Genomic DNA, 15,998 nt, shown 5'->3' with positions numbered 1-15,998 from the left:
CTCAGCGGGCAGCCCCGCCGTCGCCGGCAACGCGGCCGATCCGGTGGTAGAGGTTCGCGTACTTGATCGAATCCGGTGCGTCCTTGTCTTCGAGATAGCGGCCGATCGCATTGCGGATCAGCGTGAAGTCCTCGGACGAGAAGACGGCGCGGGAACGCTGGGGCTCCATGGCATTCACTCCTTTGCGGTTGGACCGGTACTACGCTCGGCTCCGGCCCGCAGAACAGCCCTCCCAAGGTGGTGATGTCACAATCATGTTTGCCGATCTTGTAAATATGTGACAACGTGACAGTCATGGCTGAAAGTGGTCGTGATCGGAAGCTGTACCTAGGCCCCCGCCTCCGCCTGCTCAGGCGCGAGCTGGGGATCAACCAGTCGCAGATGGCCGAGGAGCTGGGCGTCAGCCCCAGCTATCTGAACCACCTCGAACGCAACCAGCGCCCGCTCTCCGCGCAGATGCTGCTCCGCTTCGCCGACGTGTACGACATCGACATCCGCGAATTCGTGGCGGGATCATCCACCGACGCCTCCGGCCGCCTGCGTGAGATCTTCTCCGATCCGCTCCTCCGTGACATCGGCGTGCCGCGAGATGAGTCGATGGAGCTGGCCGAGAACTACCCGAGCGTCGTGGAGGCGATGACCCGCCTCTACCAGGCGGTCACCGACCTCCGCCGCATCCCCGACGCGATCGACCGCCTGAGCGGATCGGGGGCCGTCGGCTCGGCGCTCGACTGGGTGCGCGATTACGTCCAGCAGAACCACAACCACTTCCCCGAACTGGAAAGCGCGGCGGAGGACGTCGCAGCCCAGTTGCCGGACGATCCTGCCGACCTATACGTCGCGCTTCGCCAGCGGCTGGAGCGCGATCACGGCGTCTCGCTTCGGATCGCCAACGACCGGATGATGGGCAGCGCGCTCCGCTTCTACGATCTCCACCGCCGCCGGCTTCTCGTCTCCGATCGCCTGCCCACGTCCGCGCGCCTCTTCGCCGCCGCGTTCCAGCTTTGCATGTTGAGCCTCGACCGGCCAATCGCTGACCAGATCGCCCGCGCCGGGGCTGAGGGCGAGGCTCAGGCCGTGCTCCGCGTCATGCTGACCAACTACACGGCGGCCGCACTCGTCATGCCCTATGGTCGCTTTTTCGCCGCGGCGGAGGAGTCGCGCTACGACATTGCGCTGCTGGAAACCCGCTTTGGTGCTTCGTACGAACAGGTCGCCCACCGACTGACCACCCTGGCGCGCACCGGCGCACGCGGCGCGCCCTTCTTCATGCTGAAGGTCGATATCGCCGGCACCGTGTCCAAGCGCTTCTCCGGGGAAGGCGTGCCCCTCGCCCGGTTCGGCGGCGCCTGCCCGCGCTGGAACCTCTACCGCGCTTTCCAGGCGCCCGGCCAAAGCCTGTCGGAGATCGTCGAAATGCCCGATGGTGAAAAATACTTCACCATCTGCCGCACCTTGCCAGACCCCGCGCATAACCGGAATGCGCGAAGCACTCGCGCCATTGCTCTCGGCTGTCATGTGAAGCACGCGCCCCGCATTCTTGCCGCCGACGGCCTGCTGCTCGACCGCGCCAACTCGATCGGCCCGGCCTGCCACATCTGCGAGCGGACGGCCTGTCCCGACCGCGCGTTGCCGCCCGTCACCCGCACACTGGCGGTCAGCCCCTACCAGCGGACCGCCTCGCCCTACCCCTTCCAGCAGGTCTGACCGCGCCCCTCGCAAATCGCGCGGCGATCGACTATGTGCGCGCGCTCCCATGGCACGCGTACTTCCCTCCCCGCCGAAAGTCGGCATGGTCTCGCTCGGCTGTCCCAAGAACCTGGTCGACAGCGAACGTATCCTCACCAAGCTGCGCTCGGACGGCTACGCCATGTCCCCCGACTATGCGGGTGCCGACGTGGTGCTGGTCAACACCTGCGGCTTCCTCGATTCCGCCAAGGAGGAGAGCCTGGAGGCGATCGGCGAGGCGATGGCCGAGAACGGCCGCGTCATCGTCACCGGCTGCATGGGCAATGAGGCGGAGGCGATCCGCGCCAAGTTCCCGCAGGTCCTCGCCGTCACCGGTGCGCATCAGTACGAACAGGTGGTCGGTGCCGTCCACGACGCCGCGCCGATGCCGCCTGACGCGTTCCTGAACCTGGTCCCGGATAGTGGCCTCAAGCTCACCCCGCGCCACTACAGCTATCTGAAGATCTCCGAAGGCTGCAATCACCGCTGCTCCTTCTGCATCATCCCGTCCTTGCGCGGCGATCTCGTCAGCCGTCGCCCCGACGCGATCCTTCGTGAGGCGGAGAAGCTGGTCGCCGCCGGCACCAAGGAGCTGCTGGTCATCAGCCAGGACACCTCCGCCTACGGCCTCGACCTGCGCCACGCCTCCTGGCCGTGGAAGGGCGGCGAGGCCCGCGCCCATATGACGGACCTCGCGCGCGAACTCGGCCGCATCGCGCCCTGGGTCCGCCTGCACTACGTCTACCCCTACCCCCATGTCGATCAGGTCATCCCGCTGATGGCCGAGGGCCTCGTCCTCCCCTATCTCGATATCCCGTTCCAGCACGCGGCACCCTCCGTCTTGAAGGCAATGAAGCGCCCGGCGAACGAAGCCAAGGTGCTCGACCGTATCCGCAACTGGCGGACGATCGCACCCGACATCGCCATCCGTTCGACCTTCGTCGTCGGCTTCCCCGGCGAGACCGAGGCCGATTTGGACTACCTCCTGCAATGGCTGGAGGAAGCGCAACTCGACCGCGTCGGCGCGTTCCGGTTCGAGCCTGTGGCCGGCGCGCCCGCCAACGAGCTGCCCGGTGCCGTGCCCGAGGCGGTCAAGGAAGAACGCTACGCCCGCATCATGGAGAAGACCGCCGTTATCTCCGCCGCCAAGCTGCAGGCGAAGATCGGCCGCATCCTCGACGTCATCATCGACGAGGCGGACGACGAGGGCGGCGCCTCCGGCCGCTCCAAGGCCGACGCGCCGGAAATCGACGGTCAGGTCCACCTCCGCGATGCCGAGGGGCTGAAGGCAGGCGACATCGTTCGCGTCGAGATCGAGGATGCCGACGAACACGAGCTGTTCGGGGTTCCTATCCTGACATGAGGCGCGCGCTGCTCGCTGTCGCCCTCGTTGCCGTACCAGCGAGCGCGCAGGAGATGCAGAACGGGACGCTCCACAAAGCGATCGGTTCGCCCGAAGGCGTCACGATCAACGGCAGCATCCGGGTTCGCGGCGAGGGCATCGACGGGCAGTTCCGTCCCGCCCTCAACAAGGACGATGCGGCGCTCACCATCCAGACCCGCCTGTTCGCCCAGTACGAGAACAGCGGCTTCCGAGTAGGCGGCGAGGTGATCGACGCCCGCGCGTACTTCCAGCGAGACGTGACCTCCGTCGGCACCACCGAGGTGAACGCCCTCGAACTCAGCCAGGCCTATATCGGCTACGACTTCACCGAGGCGCTCGGAGGCAGGAGCGCGGTCCTCACGCTTGGCCGTCAGATCTTCAACGACGGTTCGCGCCGCCTCATCGCCCGCAACCAGTTCCGCAACACGATCAACAGCTTCACCGGCGCCCGGCTCGACTGGACCAACGCCGACAAGGACATGATCCGCGCCTTCTGGCTGATGCCACACAACCGCCTGCCGAACGACGCGGAGGGCATCGCCGACAACAAGATCCGCTGGGATCACGAAGGCACCGACCTCCAGTTCTTGGGCGGCTCGTTCACCAAGCAGAAGGTGCTCGGCGGATCGATCGAGTTCTACGGCTATCGCCTGACCGAGCACGACACGCGTCGCTTCGCCACCCGCAATCGCCGCCTCTGGACGACCGGCGCACGCGCGTTCCGCAAGCCGGCGATCGGAGCATGGGATTGGGACTTCGAGGCGGATTACCAGTTCGGCTAGGCGCGCGGCTCTACCGCTGCGACCGACCTCACCGACCTCGATGTCTTGGCCTACTTCCTCCACGCCGAGATCGGCCACACCTTCGCCGCGGCATGGTCGCCACGCATCGCCGCCAAGTACGATCTCGGCTCCGGCGACAAGCGCAGTCCTGGCCGATATAACCGCTTCGACACGCTGTTCGGCGCGCGGCGCTGGGAATACGGACCGACCAGCCTCTACGGCCCGATCCAGCGCTCCAACCTCAGCTCGCCCGAGGTTCAAGTCGATCTGGTTCCGACCGACCGCCTCGACGCGTTCATCGCCTACCGCCCGACCTGGCTGGACAGCGCGACCGACAGCTTCGGCGCGACTGGGGTTCGCGATGCGGCCGGAGCGTCCGGCAAGTTCGCCGGCCACCAGCTCGAAGGGCGCGTCCGCTATTGGATTGTGCCGAAGCTGCTCCGCGCCGAGGCGGGCGCCGCTTACCTCGCCAAGGGCCGCTTCCTCCGCACGGCACCGAACGCACCGGACACGAGCGACACCGAATACGGCTACGCGTCGCTCGAACTCACCCTTTAGGCGCGACCGGCTCCACCCTGATCCGCACGCCGTCGGGTGTTCCGGGTCCCATCGGACAGCCGCGCGGCCGGAACTTCAGGTCGTAGCAGATGAAGATCTCGTCCAGCCGATTGCCGCTCGCCACCCGGATGTGGACGCCCTTGCGCGGTAGCGCCGGGTTGAGCGCGACGAAGCGGTCGCGGATCGCACCCGCCGTCATGTCCTCCCGGAACTCGGGTCGCCGTAGCCTCTGCCAAAGCGTCGTTGCCTGCCCGAAATACCGTGCCGCGCTGTCCCAGCCGCAGGTGCCATGCGCCGCCCATTCGTGCTGCAGGAGCTTGGCCGATGGCGTGGTGCACAGCATCCGCCGCACCAGGCCTGGCGACAAGGCAGGTGCTGGCCCGCAATAACGCGGATGCCGCCCATCGGCATTGCTCGGCCACAAGCCATGAAGGATCAGGCCGAAGCGGTTGTCGTGGCATTCGAACCGGCTGTCGGGATTGTCCGCATGCGTCCGGCACCACTCCGGCGACCAGGTCATCGCGAGGACATAATGCGTCGTCGGCGCATCCCGGACGATCTCGCCCGGCGGCGGCGCAGTCTCCGGCGCGGGAATGACCCGCGCAGGAACCGCACAGACCGGCGCCGCCACGGCGGTGATGGGCAACAAAGCGACGAATGCGCCGGTCACCGGCTTCCATATCGACACGCTTGGATCGGCCATCCGTCCTCCTTATGACCGGACCATGACCGATTTCACATCGCTGCTGAAGCCCGACCGTGGCGAACCCGCGACCGCCATCCACCTCCTGACCAAGGATGGTCTGGAGACCTGGCTGACGGATCAACCTCCGCGTATTCGCGCGGCAGCAGCGGCCGCCCGCTTCAAGGGCGCACCGGGCGATTTAGCAATCCTGCCCGGCGACGCGGAGGAATGGTTTGTAGCGTTCGGCGTCCCAGCCACCATCGGCCCCTGGGACCTCGCACCGCTTCCCGCCGCACTGCCCGCCGGCACCTACCGCCTGTCGGGGGAGATCGGCGGAGGCGGCCTCGGCTGGCTCCTCGCTCAGCACCGTTTCGACAAGTACCGCTCTACACCGAAGGACTGCACGCCGCGCACGCTCCTGACCAGCAAAGCGAGCGACATCGACGGCTGGGTGGCCATCGCAGAGGCCGTCGCGCTTGTCCGCGACCTCGTCGACACGCCAACGGTCGACATGGGTCCGGCCGAACTTGCCGCCGCGATCGTCGAGACCGGCGAGGCATATGGTGCGCGCATCGCGGTGATCGAGGGTGACGCCCTCGCCGCCGGTTTTCCCATGATCCATGCCGTCGGCCGCGCCGCCGCACCCGATCGGCAGCCGCGCCTGATCCGCCTCGACTGGGGCGATCCCGCCGCCCCGCATGTCGTCCTGGTCGGCAAGGGCGTCTGCTTCGACACCGGCGGCCTCGACATCAAGCCGGCTTCCGCCATGCGCCTGATGAAGAAGGACATGGGCGGCGCGGCCCATGCGCTCGCGCTCGCCCAGCTCGTCATGCGGACGCATCTGCCCGTCCGCCTGACCCTGCTCGTCCCCGCCGTCGAGAACGCGGTCGCTGGCGATGCCTTCCGCCCCGGCGACGTCCTCGCCTCGCGTAAGGGTCTGACGGTAGAAATCGGCAACACCGATGCGGAAGGCCGGCTGATCCTCGGCGACGCGCTGGCATTGGCGAGCGAGGAGGCGCCCGCGCTCATCCTCGACTTCGCCACCCTGACCGGCGCCGCCCGCGTGGCGCTCGGCCCCGACCTCCCGGCCCTCTTCGCCAATGACGACGACCTCGCCCGTGCGCTCCTATCCGCCGGAGAGGAAAGTGGCGACCCGCTTTGGCGCCTGCCGCTTCACGCGGGATATGAGGAGCTTCTGAAGTCAGATATCGCCGACCTTAACAATGCGCCCGAGGGCGGCATGGCAGGTGCGGTTACCGCAGCGCTTTTCCTGCAGCGTTTCGTCCGCCCTGAAACCCTTTGGGCGCATTTCGACACCTTCGCCTGGCGTCACTCGCCCCGGCCCGGAAGGCCGCGCGGAGGAGAGGCGCTGGGGCTTCGCGCCGCATGGTCCTACCTTCTTCTCGAATACGGACGCACTTGAAACGAACGGCCTCTCTGGGTGTTCTGGCTCTGTAGGGGGGTAGTCCCTGCAGTACTCGCGTAACAGGACAAAGAACCATGGGTGCCATCGCCTTATCGTATTGGAAGGATGCGTTGGTCGGATACGTCCGGTCGGGCGCGCCGGATCTGACCAACCGTCAGATGGCCTTGCTGATGATCGTATATCTCACCCCTGGGCCTCATACGGTGCGCGGGCTCGCCAAGGCTCTGTCGGTCTCGAAACCCGTGGTGACGCGCGCCTTGAACACGCTTGGCGCGCTGGGCTATCTGCGCCGCGAACGCGACGATGCCGACAAGCGCAACGTGTTCGTGACGCGCACCAGCCCGGGGGCCAGTTTCCTTGACGGATTTGCCGACCTTATCGATGGCGACGAGCCTGGCGCCGCCAGCAAGTCCCCAGAGGCCGCGCACGCCCACCACTGAGCGCTTCCGCCTCACCGGCCCATCCGTCACGTTCGATCCACGCGTCAACGCGGCGCGGAAGGACATCGCCGACGTGGCGCTCGCCGGTTGCCTGTTCGCGCCTCACTATGTGCGGCCGCAGGTCATGGCTTCCCGTGCCCCGGCGGAACCAATCCGCGCCGCAGCCTCGTCAACAGCCACAGCGACATCTGAACTGCTCCTCGGGGAGGATTTCGCCGTCCTCGAAATGGCGGGCGGATGGGCCTGGGGATATTCGGCCCACGACCATTATGTGGGCTACATCCGGGAGGACGCGCTCGGCTCGTTTACAATGCCCAATCATCGCGTATCAGCCCGCTCCGCGTTGCTCTTCTCTAAACCTGATATCAAGTCTCCCGTGACCGCCTGCTGGCCGATCGGCGCACGCTTCGCTGGCGAAGCGGAGGGAGCGTTCATCGCGACGGACACCGGCTACGTCCACGCCCGCCATGCCGAGCCGCTCGACCGTCATAGCGATCCCGTCAAAGTCGCCGCCCGGTTGATGGGAGCGCCATATCTCTGGGGCGGTCGCGGCGGCGGGGGCGTGGATTGCTCCGGTCTGGTCCAGCTTGCCCTATCCTTCGCAGGCGTGGAGGTTCAGCGCGACAGCGACCAGCAACGCGCATCGATCGGCGTGGAGATCGACCGCGATGCGCCGCTGCGGCGGGGTGACATCGTCTTCTTCCCCGGCCATGTCGGCCTGATGACGGACGAAAGCACCCTGCTCCACGCCAATGCCCATTGGATGGCGGTGGTTGCCGAGCCGCTGGCCGACGTGGTCGCGCGCCTCGCCACGTATCCCGAACCGATCCTCGCCGTCCGCCGGCTGGAGAACTGACATGAAGGTGTTCATCGACGGTGCCGCCGGCACCACCGGTTTGGAGATTCGCGACCGGCTGACCGGCCGAACCGACATCAGCCTCATCACCATCCCCGACGACCGCCGGAAGGACGAGGGCGCGCGGGCGGAGGCGCTGAACGCCGCGGACATCGTCATCCTCTGCCTTCCCGACGATGCTGCGCGGCAGGCGGTTGCCCTGATCACCAATCCCGATACCCGGATCGTCGATGCCTCGACCGCGCACCGCACCGCACCGGACTGGACCTACGGCTTCCCCGAGCTGGTCGGCCATGCAGCCGTCGCCGCGTCGAAGCGGATCAGCAATCCGGGCTGCTATTCCACTGGCTTCATCGCGCTCGTCGCTCCGCTGGTGAAGGCGGGGCTGATCCACACCGACTGGCCGCTCACCTGCAACGCCGTCTCGGGCTATTCCGGCGGCGGCAAGGCGATGATCGCCGAGTACGAGAGTGCGGATAGCGCGCCGTCGGCATGGCGCACCTACGCCCTCGGCCTCGCCCACAAGCATGTTCCGGAGATGCAGGCGCATAGCCGCCTCGCTCACCCGCCGCTCTTCACGCCGGCAGTGGCGAACCTCCACCGCGGCATGATTGTGGAGGTGCCGCTGCCCGCCAGCGCCATTTCAGGAAGTGCGAAGCAACTCCGCCAGGCGCTGGGCGATCACTACGCAGGCTCGCGCGTCGTCCGGGTCGTTGCCGATTACGATCAGGCCGGTTTGCCTGTAGAGCACCTTGCCGGCAGCGACCGCCTCGACCTCTTCGTCTTCGCCAATGAAGCCACCGGACAGGTCAACCTCGTCGCCGCGCTCGACAATCTCGGCAAGGGCGCGGGCGGCGCGGCGGTGCAGAACCTGAACATCCTCGCCGGGCTCGACGAGGCGACCGGGCTGCGCCTCTGACCTAGCGGCGTCCGCCCTTGTGACGGATATTGGCGGGCCGGCCCCGGCGCCCCATCGGCCGCCGGTCCTTGCCGTCGCGCCGCACCGGAAGGTGGTTCGCCCCTTCCGGCAGTTCGAAGCGCAGCGATCCGCTGATCGGGTTCGCTTCGACCAGCCGCAGCTGGAGCTTCTGCCCGACGGTATAGCGATCTCCCGTCTGCTCGCCCTCAAGCGCGCGCGCGGCCTCGTCATAGTTGAACCGCTCGACGCCGAGTGTTGATACCGGCACCAAGCCGTCGCCGCCAAGTCCCTCCACTGTCGCGAAAAAGCCGAACGCCTGTACACCCGTGATCCGCGTATCGAGCAGCTCGCCGACATGCGTCGACAGATAAGCAGCGACATAACGGTCGATCGTCTCGCGCTCCGCCTCCATCGCGCGACGCTCGGCCTGGCTGATCAGCTCGCCCAGCCGGCTCATCGTCTCGGTCTCGTCGTCGGTCAGCCCGCCCTCGCCGAGGCCATAGGCCCGCACCAGCGACCGGTGGACCAGCAGGTCGGCGTAGCGTCGGATCGGCGAGGTGAAATGCGCGTAGGAGCCGAGCGACAGCCCGAAATGGCCCGTGTTGGTCGGCGCGTAATAGGCCTGCGTCTGCGACCGCAGGACCATCTCCATGATCTCTTGCCGGTTGTCATGATCCTTCACCAACTCGATGAAATGATTGAACGTCGCCGGCTTGATCACCTGACCTAGTGCAAAGCTGATCCCGAAGGTCTCCAGATAGTCCTTCAGCGCCACCAGCTTCTCGCGGCTCGGCACCTCATGGTCGCGGTACATGACCGGTGCCTTCTTGGCCTCCAGCGCCTTGGCGGCGGCGACATTGGCAGCGATCATGTAATCTTCGATCAACCGGTGCGCATCGAGCCGCTCGCGCGCCGCGACCGACATGATGCGCCCCTTCTCGTCCAGCACCACCCGCCGCTCAGGCAGGTCGAGGTCGAGCGGCTGCCGCGCATCACGCGCGGCCTTCAGCGCACCCCAGCACGCCCAGAGCGGCTTGAGCGCCTCCTCGGTAAGCGAGTGATCGAGCGTGCCGTCAATCGCCGCCTGCGCATCCTCATAAGCGATGTTCGCAGCGATACGCACCCGCGCGCGCGCAAACCGCCAATTCAACAGCTTACCAGCCTTGTCTATCGTCAGGTGACAAGCCAGCGCTGCCCGGTCCGCGCCTTCCTTCAGCGAGCAGATGTCGGCCGACAGCTTCTCCGGCAGCATCGGCACGACCCGGTCCGGAAAATAGACGCTGTTGCCCCGCTTCCGCGCCTCGCGGTCCAGCGCCGAACCGGGCCGAACGTAGAACGACACGTCAGCAATCGCCACGATCGCCTTGAAACCACCCGCATTCTTCGGATCGTCGTCGGGCGTCGCCCAGACCGCATCGTCATGGTCGCGCGCATCCGCGGGATCGATCGCGACGATCGGCAGGTGCGTCAGGTCCTCGCGCTCGCCAAGCGCCTTCTCGGCGACCCGCTCCGCCTCCTCGATCGCCGCCTCCGGCATGACATCGGGGATGCCGAACTTGTGGATCGCGATCAGGCTGAAGCTGCGCGGTGCGAAGGGATCACCCAGCCGCTCGGTCACCCGCGCGGTGATGCGTGGCAAGCGTCCGGTCTTCTCCGCGAGCACGAGGTCGCCGACCGCTGCCCCGCCCAGGTCGGAGATCATCAGCTCGCGCCGCTCGCGCTTGTCGACCGGCTTCAGCCAGTGGCGGTCGCCCTCTTCATGCACGACGCCCAGCACCAGCTCCTCGCCGCGCGCCAGTTTTTTCATCGGATGCGCGATCCAGCCGCGCCCCGCCTCCTCGGTCCGCGCGAGGATGCGATCACCGACGCCCAGTGCCGATCGCTTCCCCTTCTCCCGCACGCGCAGCTTCGGCGGCGGCGCGTCGCTTTCCCACCGCTCGGGCGTGGCGATCACCTGATCCCCGTCGATGTCGATCACGCGCAGCACCGTGACCTTGGGGATGCCGCCCATCTTGTGGAACGCGCGTCCGGGGGCGCTGTCGATCAGCCCCTCGTCACCCATGTCCTTCAACAGCGCCTTCAACGCGATCTTGTCCGCACCGTGCAGCCCGAATGCCTTGGCGATCTCCCGCTTGCCCGCCGGCTGTTCGGACGAGGTGATGAATTCGAGGATCTGCTGGCGGCTGGGAAGGCCGGGGTGCTGAGGGTTCGCCATTCTGCTTCCTGACATGCCCTACTGTGTCATGCCAGCGAAGGCTGGCATCGCTTCGGTCCAAGCAACCCCAGCCTACGCTGGGGTGACGACATCCTGTTCACTCGTGCCTCAGCGCCTCAATCGGGTTCAGGCCCGCCGCCCGCCGCGCGGGAAAATAGCCGAACACCACCCCAATAAGGGCTGAGAAAACAAAGCTCAGCACGTTGATCCCGACATCGAACGTGAACGGGATACCCATCACCGGCGCAAGGCTGACGGTCGCGATCAGCGCCAGGATGATGCCGATGATCCCGCCGAGACACGACAAGGCCACCGCCTCGACGAGGAACTGCAACAACACCTCATGGCTCAGCGCACCGATCGCAAGGCGGATGCCGATCTCCCGCGTCCGCTCCGTCACGGAAACGAGCATGATGTTCATGATCCCAATCCCCCCGACGATCAGGCTCACCGCGGCGACCGCGCCCAAGAGCGCCGTCATAACCTGCGTCGAACCGGAAACCGCGTCGGAGATCTGCTTGGTGTCGAGGATGTTGAAGTTGTCCGGCTGGCTGCCGGTCAGGTTCCGCCGTTCGCGGAGCAGCGCGGTCAGGCTCCGGCTGACCATCGCCGTGTCGTATTCGGGATCGACCGCGACCATGATCGATCGGATGTCCCGATTGCCGGAAAAGCGGCGCTGCACCGTCTTCAGCGGCATGACCACGGTGTCGTCCTGATCGTTGCCGAACCCGCCTTGGCCACGCGTAGCGAGCACGCCGATCACCTCGCAGGACACGTCCTTGATGCGGAACCGCTCCCCGATCGGATCGACGCCCTGGAAGAGGTTGGTGACGATGGTGTTGCCGATGATGCAGACGGACTTGCCCGCCTGCTCCTCGGCGGTTGAGAACTGCCGCCCCTCCTTCAGCGCCCAGTTCTGCGCGACCAGATAGTCGTTGGTCGTCCCGTTGACCGTCGTCGACCAGTTCTGCGCGTTGCGCACCGCCGTGCCGGACGCCTGCGCCTGTCCGGCCACTGCCCGCACCCCGCCGATCTGCTCGCGGATGACGTCCAGGTCCTCCAGCTTGAATGGCGGCGGCGATTCCCCGCCACCGCCCGGCCCCATGCGCTGCCCCGGCCGGATCATCAGCAGATTGGAGCCGAGGCTGGAGATCTGCTCCTTCACCGCCGCCGTTGCGCCGTTGCCGAGCGTGACCATCGTGATCACCGCCGCCACACCGATGACGATGCCAAGGATGGTCAGGAACGACCGCAGCAGGTGCCGCCGGATCTCCCGGAAAGCGAGGAGGATTGTGGTGCCGAGCATCCTTACTCCTCCTCCCCGAAGTACGGACCGACGCATTTCCAACGCCGTTCGCCCTGAGCCTGTCGAAGGGCCAGCGCCGACCGTCTCACTGGCGCTTCGACAAGCTCAGCGCGAACAGAGGTGGAGTTTAGCTCCTTCACCGCACCCCCTCCCGCACCTCAGTCCGCTCGACCACGCCGTCCCTGAAATGCACCACCGTATGCGCGAACGCCGCCATCTCCGGTTCATGCGTCACCATCAGAATGGTGATCCCGCTCTCCCGGTTAAGGTCGGTCAACAGCCGCATGATCTCCACCGACCGCTCGCTGTCGAGATTGCCCGTCGGCTCGTCGGCCAGCAGCACGTCGGGATGCGTGACGATCGCCCGCGCGATCGCCACGCGCTGCTGCTGCCCGCCCGAAAGTTCGGCCGGCGTATGCCGCGCCCAAGGCACCAACCCGACCTTGTCGAGCGCCGCCAGCGCCGCCGCCTGCCGCTTCTCGCGCGGCTCACCACGGTACAGCAGCGGCAGCTCGACATTCTCCAGCGCGGTCGTCCGCGCCAAGAGGTTGAACCCCTGGAACACGAAGCCGAGATAGCGACGCCGCAGCAGCGATCGCTGGTCCCGGTCGAGGTTCTGCACCGCGACGCCCTTGAACAGATACTCGCCGCCGGTCGGCACATCGAGGCAGCCGAGGATGTTCATCGTCGTCGACTTGCCCGATCCGGACGCGCCCATCACCGCCACGAAATCACCCGCCGCGATGTCCAGGTCGACGCCGCGCAACGCCTGGAACGCCGCCTCGCCCTCGCCAAAGGTCTTGGTGATCCCGCGAAGCCGGATAAGCGGTTCGCGGATCGGGGGCTCCGTCACTCGGCCGCGGCCTTCTGGCCGGTCACCACCGCCATGCCGGGCTTGAGGTCGTCGCTCGTCACCTCGGTATGCCGCCCGTCGGTCGCACCGGTCACCACCTGCACCGGCTTCAGCGTATTCCCCTGCAGCACATAGATCGTCTGGCGGCTCCCCGCGCCGATCGTCCGCTCCTGCTCCGGACGATTGCGGCGGCCCGGCGGACCCGGTGCCATCGCTGACATGAAGCCGCTCTTCTGCCGCCCGCCCGTCGCCTGCTGCGGCGTGAAGCGGAGCGCGGCATTGGGGATCAGCAGGACGTTGCGCTTCTCCTGCACCAGGATGTCCGCCGTCGCCGTCATCCCCGGCCGCAGCTGCTCGCTCGGATTCGCGACCGACAGGACGGCGGTATAGGCGACCACCGACGAACTGCTCGCGCTCGCGGTTGTGGATGAACTCGAAGACGAGCTGGTCGACGTGCTGTCCGACCCCAGGTTTACCCGCGTGATCTTCGCCGGGAAGGTTTGGCCGGGATAAGCGTCCACCGTAAAGCTGGCGTTCTGCCCCTGCTTGACCGCGCCGACATCCGCCTCGTCGATCGACGCCTCCAGCTTCATCTGGCGCAGGTCCTCGGCGATGACGAACAGGGTCGGCGTGTTGAACGACGCCGCGACCGTCTGCCCCGGATCGACCGAGCGCGATAACACCACGCCGTTCACCGGCGACCGGATCACCGCACGCGACCGGTTGGTCTGGTCGGAGGAAAGCTGCGCATCCGCCTGCGTCACGTTCGCCTGTGCGGCGGCAAGATCGGCACGCGCGCGGGCGGCGGTGGCGATCGCGGTGTCCATCTCGGTCTTCGACGGCACCTTGCCGCCCGACAGCTTGCTGACCTCGCGGAAGCGGGCAAGCGTCGCCTCCGCCTCGCGCACCGTCGCCTGCGCCTGCTCGACCGCCGCGCGCCGCGCGTCGAGCGTCGCCCGCGACTGGGTAATCGTGTCGTCCAGCCGCGACGTATCGAGGATGGCGATCGCCTGCCCCTTCCCCACCCGCGCGTTCACGTCGACCAGCACCTGCTCGACCAGCCCCGAAAGCTCGGACCCGACCTCGACCTGATTGGTCGGCTGCAGCTTGCCAGTGGCGGAGACCGTGACCGTCAGCGCGCCGCGCGTCGCGTCCTCGGTCGCATAGGTCACCTCCTGCTTGGCGTTGAAGCACCGGGCGAGCAGCAGCAGAATGAGGATCAGGCCGATGCCCGCGCCGATCCACTTGCCCCGCCGCTGCCAGACGGACACCGGCTTCGCGCCGAGGAACTCGTCGAGGTTCTGGCTCTCAGTCATCGCGAGTTTCCGGTCTCCAGCGGGGCGTCGGGCCGCCATCCGCCGCCAAGTGCGAGGTAAAGCTGCACCAGCGCAAGCGATTGATCCGCCTGTGCCGAGGCGAGGCTATCGCGCGCCGACAAGAGCGAGCGTTCGGATTCAAGCAAGGTCTGGAAGTCGGCCAGCCCCGCCTGATACTGGCTGCGCGCGTAGAAGGCGGCGTTGCCGGCGGCGTCGGTGGCGATCGCCTGCTCCTGCTGCCGGCTCTTGGCGGCCTCGACCGCGATCAGCGCGTTCTCGACTTCCTCCAGTCCCGTCAGCACCGTCGACTTATAGGTGGCGAAGGCGGCATCCGCCGCCGCCCGCTGCGACCGCACCTGCGCGCCGAGCCGCCCCGCCTGGAAGATCGACTGCGTCAGCCCGGCGAATAGGCTGCCGGTGATGATATCGCCGAGCGACCCAAGCGACAGCGCTGATGTCCCGACATTGCCGGTGATGTTCAGCGCCGGGAACAGCTGCGCCTTCGCCACCCCGATCCGCGCCGTCGCCGCCACCAACTGCCGCTCCGCGCTCCGCACATCCGGGCGCTGGCGCAGGGTATCGGCGGGAATACCGACAGCGATCGCGTCCGGCCCGACCGGCACCGGCCGCGCCGCTTCCATCTCCGGCCGAACTGTTCCCGGCAGAGCACCCGTCAGCACGCCCAGCCGGTTGATCGCGTTCAGGTAGTTCGTGCGCAGCGTGGGGATAGACGCCGCAGTCTGCGCCCGCTGCGTCCGCGCCTGCTCGGCATCGACCGAGGACACCAGCCCCGCCTGCACGCGCCAGCGCGCGATCTGCAGATTGTCGTCCTGCGTCTTCAGCGTCCCCTCGGCGATCGCCAGCCGCGCCTGCCCCAGCCGCGCCTGGATGTAGTTGGTCGCGACCTCCGCCGCGATCGAGGTGCGCACGTCCGCCAGGTCGAATGCGGCGGCATCGCGATCCGCCCGCGCCGCCTCGATGGACCGCCTTGTTCCGCCCAGGATGTCCGCCTGCCAGGAAGCATTGGCGTTGAGGTTTAGCCGCGTGTTTCCCGATCCGCCGGTATCGACGATGATCCCGCTGCCACCCCCGGTGCCGCCACCGATGATGACGTTGTTCGATCGGCTGCCTTCGGTGAAGTTTCGCGTCACCCCGCCCGACACCGACAGGCTGGGGAACAGGCCGGCACGGGCCTGCACCATCGCCTCGCGCGCCTGCCGGAGCCGCGCGACCGCCACCGCAATGTCGAGATTACCGCCCGCCGCCCGCGCGATCAGGTCGGACAGCAGCGGATCGTCGAAGCTCTCCCACCAGTCGGCAAGGTCCACCTCCTGCGGTGCCCCCACCAGCCCGGCGTCCCATGCCGGGCCAACCAGCTGATCGGAGGGAGGCGCGACGTAGTTCGGGCCGACCGCGCAGCCGCCCAGCGCCGCCAGCACGACTGCCGCGACAAGTCTCGGTGCCTTCAAAACGCGCGAAATCCCGCAATCATGGCCCAGCCATATCGCGGCTTTCCCCGGAAACAAAGGC

13 protein-coding genes and 1 pseudogene are annotated in these 15,998 nt (G+C 67.2%); 7 read left to right on the top strand and 7 right to left on the bottom strand.

Going from position 1 to position 15,998, the window contains the following annotated elements; translation table 11 throughout:
* Position 1 precedes the first annotated feature (1 nt).
* On the bottom strand, positions 2 to 169 hold the full coding sequence (locus ACM608_RS06800; protein ID WP_419682491.1) for a hypothetical protein: 168 nt from the start codon (positions 167 to 169) through the stop codon (positions 2 to 4).
* Between the two features lie 125 nt (positions 170 to 294).
* Between ACM608_RS06800 and ACM608_RS06795 the strand changes: the two genes are divergently transcribed.
* The 3 genes and pseudogenes from ACM608_RS06795 (at position 295) to ACM608_RS06785 (ending at position 4,452) form a co-directional block, all read left to right on the top strand.
* Entirely contained in the window at positions 295 to 1,707 is a 1,413-nt protein-coding gene (locus ACM608_RS06795; protein WP_419682490.1) for a helix-turn-helix domain-containing protein, read from the top strand.
* A gap of 49 nt (positions 1,708 to 1,756) precedes the next feature.
* Positions 1,757 to 3,091, top strand: coding sequence for a 30S ribosomal protein S12 methylthiotransferase RimO (gene rimO, locus ACM608_RS06790; RefSeq protein WP_419682489.1), 1,335 nt, complete (start codon positions 1,757 to 1,759; stop codon positions 3,089 to 3,091).
* Positions 3,088 to 4,452: pseudogene (locus tag ACM608_RS06785) on the top strand (alginate export family protein). Before rimO ends, ACM608_RS06785 begins: the two are co-directional and overlap by 4 nt.
* Here the strand turns inward: ACM608_RS06785 and ACM608_RS06780 are convergent.
* A complete protein-coding gene (locus ACM608_RS06780) occupies positions 4,442 to 5,155 on the bottom strand; it encodes a ribonuclease T2 (RefSeq protein WP_419682488.1) in 714 nt (237 codons plus the stop codon). The pseudogene ACM608_RS06785 and the gene ACM608_RS06780 sit on opposite strands and share 11 nt — an antisense overlap.
* Positions 5,156 to 5,177: 22 nt before the next feature.
* Here ACM608_RS06780 and ACM608_RS06775 point away from each other — a divergent pair, with 22 nt between their 5' ends.
* From ACM608_RS06775 to argC, 4 genes are all read left to right on the top strand, one after another.
* Complete coding sequence (locus ACM608_RS06775; RefSeq protein ID WP_419682487.1) at positions 5,178 to 6,560, top strand: leucyl aminopeptidase family protein; 1,383 nt, start codon at positions 5,178 to 5,180, stop codon at positions 6,558 to 6,560.
* A 77-nt stretch (positions 6,561 to 6,637) separates the two neighbouring features.
* Positions 6,638 to 7,003, top strand: a complete 366-nt coding sequence (locus ACM608_RS06770) for a MarR family transcriptional regulator (RefSeq protein ID WP_419682486.1) — start codon at positions 6,638 to 6,640, stop codon at positions 7,001 to 7,003.
* On the top strand, positions 6,945 to 7,859 hold the full coding sequence (locus tag ACM608_RS06765; RefSeq protein ID WP_419682485.1) for a C40 family peptidase: 915 nt from the start codon (positions 6,945 to 6,947) through the stop codon (positions 7,857 to 7,859). Before ACM608_RS06770 ends, ACM608_RS06765 begins: the two co-directional genes overlap by 59 nt.
* A 1-nt stretch (position 7,860) precedes the next feature.
* Positions 7,861 to 8,778, top strand: a complete 918-nt coding sequence (gene argC, locus ACM608_RS06760) for an N-acetyl-gamma-glutamyl-phosphate reductase (protein WP_419682484.1) — start codon at positions 7,861 to 7,863, stop codon at positions 8,776 to 8,778.
* 1 nt (position 8,779) lies between these two features.
* Here argC and rnr read toward each other — a convergent pair whose 3' ends face one another.
* The 5 genes from rnr to ACM608_RS06735 all read right to left on the bottom strand — a co-directional run bounded on the left by rnr (position 8,780) and on the right by ACM608_RS06735 (position 15,937).
* On the bottom strand, positions 8,780 to 10,993 hold the full coding sequence (gene rnr, locus ACM608_RS06755; protein WP_419682483.1) for a ribonuclease R: 2,214 nt from the start codon (positions 10,991 to 10,993) through the stop codon (positions 8,780 to 8,782).
* Positions 10,994 to 11,090: 97 nt separating this feature from the next.
* Entirely contained in the window at positions 11,091 to 12,299 is a 1,209-nt protein-coding gene (locus ACM608_RS06750) for an ABC transporter permease (RefSeq protein ID WP_419682482.1), read from the bottom strand.
* A gap of 136 nt (positions 12,300 to 12,435) precedes the next feature.
* A complete protein-coding gene (locus ACM608_RS06745) occupies positions 12,436 to 13,137 on the bottom strand; it encodes an ABC transporter ATP-binding protein (RefSeq protein ID WP_419685116.1) in 702 nt (233 codons plus the stop codon).
* Between the two features lie 11 nt (positions 13,138 to 13,148).
* Positions 13,149 to 14,468, bottom strand: a complete 1,320-nt coding sequence (locus ACM608_RS06740) for an efflux RND transporter periplasmic adaptor subunit (protein WP_419682481.1) — start codon at positions 14,466 to 14,468, stop codon at positions 13,149 to 13,151.
* On the bottom strand, positions 14,465 to 15,937 hold the full coding sequence (locus ACM608_RS06735; RefSeq protein WP_419682480.1) for an efflux transporter outer membrane subunit: 1,473 nt from the start codon (positions 15,935 to 15,937) through the stop codon (positions 14,465 to 14,467). The genes ACM608_RS06740 and ACM608_RS06735 overlap by 4 nt, the downstream gene beginning before the upstream one ends.
* Between the last annotated feature and the right edge of the window lie 61 nt (positions 15,938 to 15,998).

The organism is Sphingomonas sp. ID0503 (assembly GCF_048565625.1).
Taxonomy (GTDB): domain Bacteria; phylum Pseudomonadota; class Alphaproteobacteria; order Sphingomonadales; family Sphingomonadaceae; genus JBLZUR01.
The sequence above is the reverse complement of the archived record's forward strand: the minus strand, read 5'-3'. Positions and strand labels throughout refer to the sequence as shown.

Excerpts from the sequence above, each read along its gene's own strand:
- ACM608_RS06800 (WP_419682491.1), bottom strand. The coding sequence starts at position 169 with ATGGAGCCCCAGCGTTCCCGCGCCGTCTTCTCGTCCGAGGACTTCACG.
- ACM608_RS06795 (WP_419682490.1), top strand. The coding sequence starts at position 295 with ATGGCTGAAAGTGGTCGTGATCGGAAGCTGTACCTAGGCCCCCGCCTC.
- rimO (WP_419682489.1), top strand. The coding sequence starts at position 1,757 with ATGGCACGCGTACTTCCCTCCCCGCCGAAAGTCGGCATGGTCTCGCTC.
- ACM608_RS06780 (WP_419682488.1), bottom strand. The coding sequence starts at position 5,155 with ATGGCCGATCCAAGCGTGTCGATATGGAAGCCGGTGACCGGCGCATTC.
- ACM608_RS06775 (WP_419682487.1), top strand. The coding sequence starts at position 5,178 with ATGACCGATTTCACATCGCTGCTGAAGCCCGACCGTGGCGAACCCGCG.
- ACM608_RS06770 (WP_419682486.1), top strand. The coding sequence starts at position 6,638 with ATGGGTGCCATCGCCTTATCGTATTGGAAGGATGCGTTGGTCGGATAC.
- ACM608_RS06765 (WP_419682485.1), top strand. The coding sequence starts at position 6,945 with ATGGCGACGAGCCTGGCGCCGCCAGCAAGTCCCCAGAGGCCGCGCACG.
- argC (WP_419682484.1), top strand. The coding sequence starts at position 7,861 with ATGAAGGTGTTCATCGACGGTGCCGCCGGCACCACCGGTTTGGAGATT.
- rnr (WP_419682483.1), bottom strand. The coding sequence starts at position 10,993 with ATGGCGAACCCTCAGCACCCCGGCCTTCCCAGCCGCCAGCAGATCCTC.
- ACM608_RS06750 (WP_419682482.1), bottom strand. The coding sequence starts at position 12,299 with ATGCTCGGCACCACAATCCTCCTCGCTTTCCGGGAGATCCGGCGGCAC.
- ACM608_RS06740 (WP_419682481.1), bottom strand. The coding sequence starts at position 14,468 with ATGACTGAGAGCCAGAACCTCGACGAGTTCCTCGGCGCGAAGCCGGTG.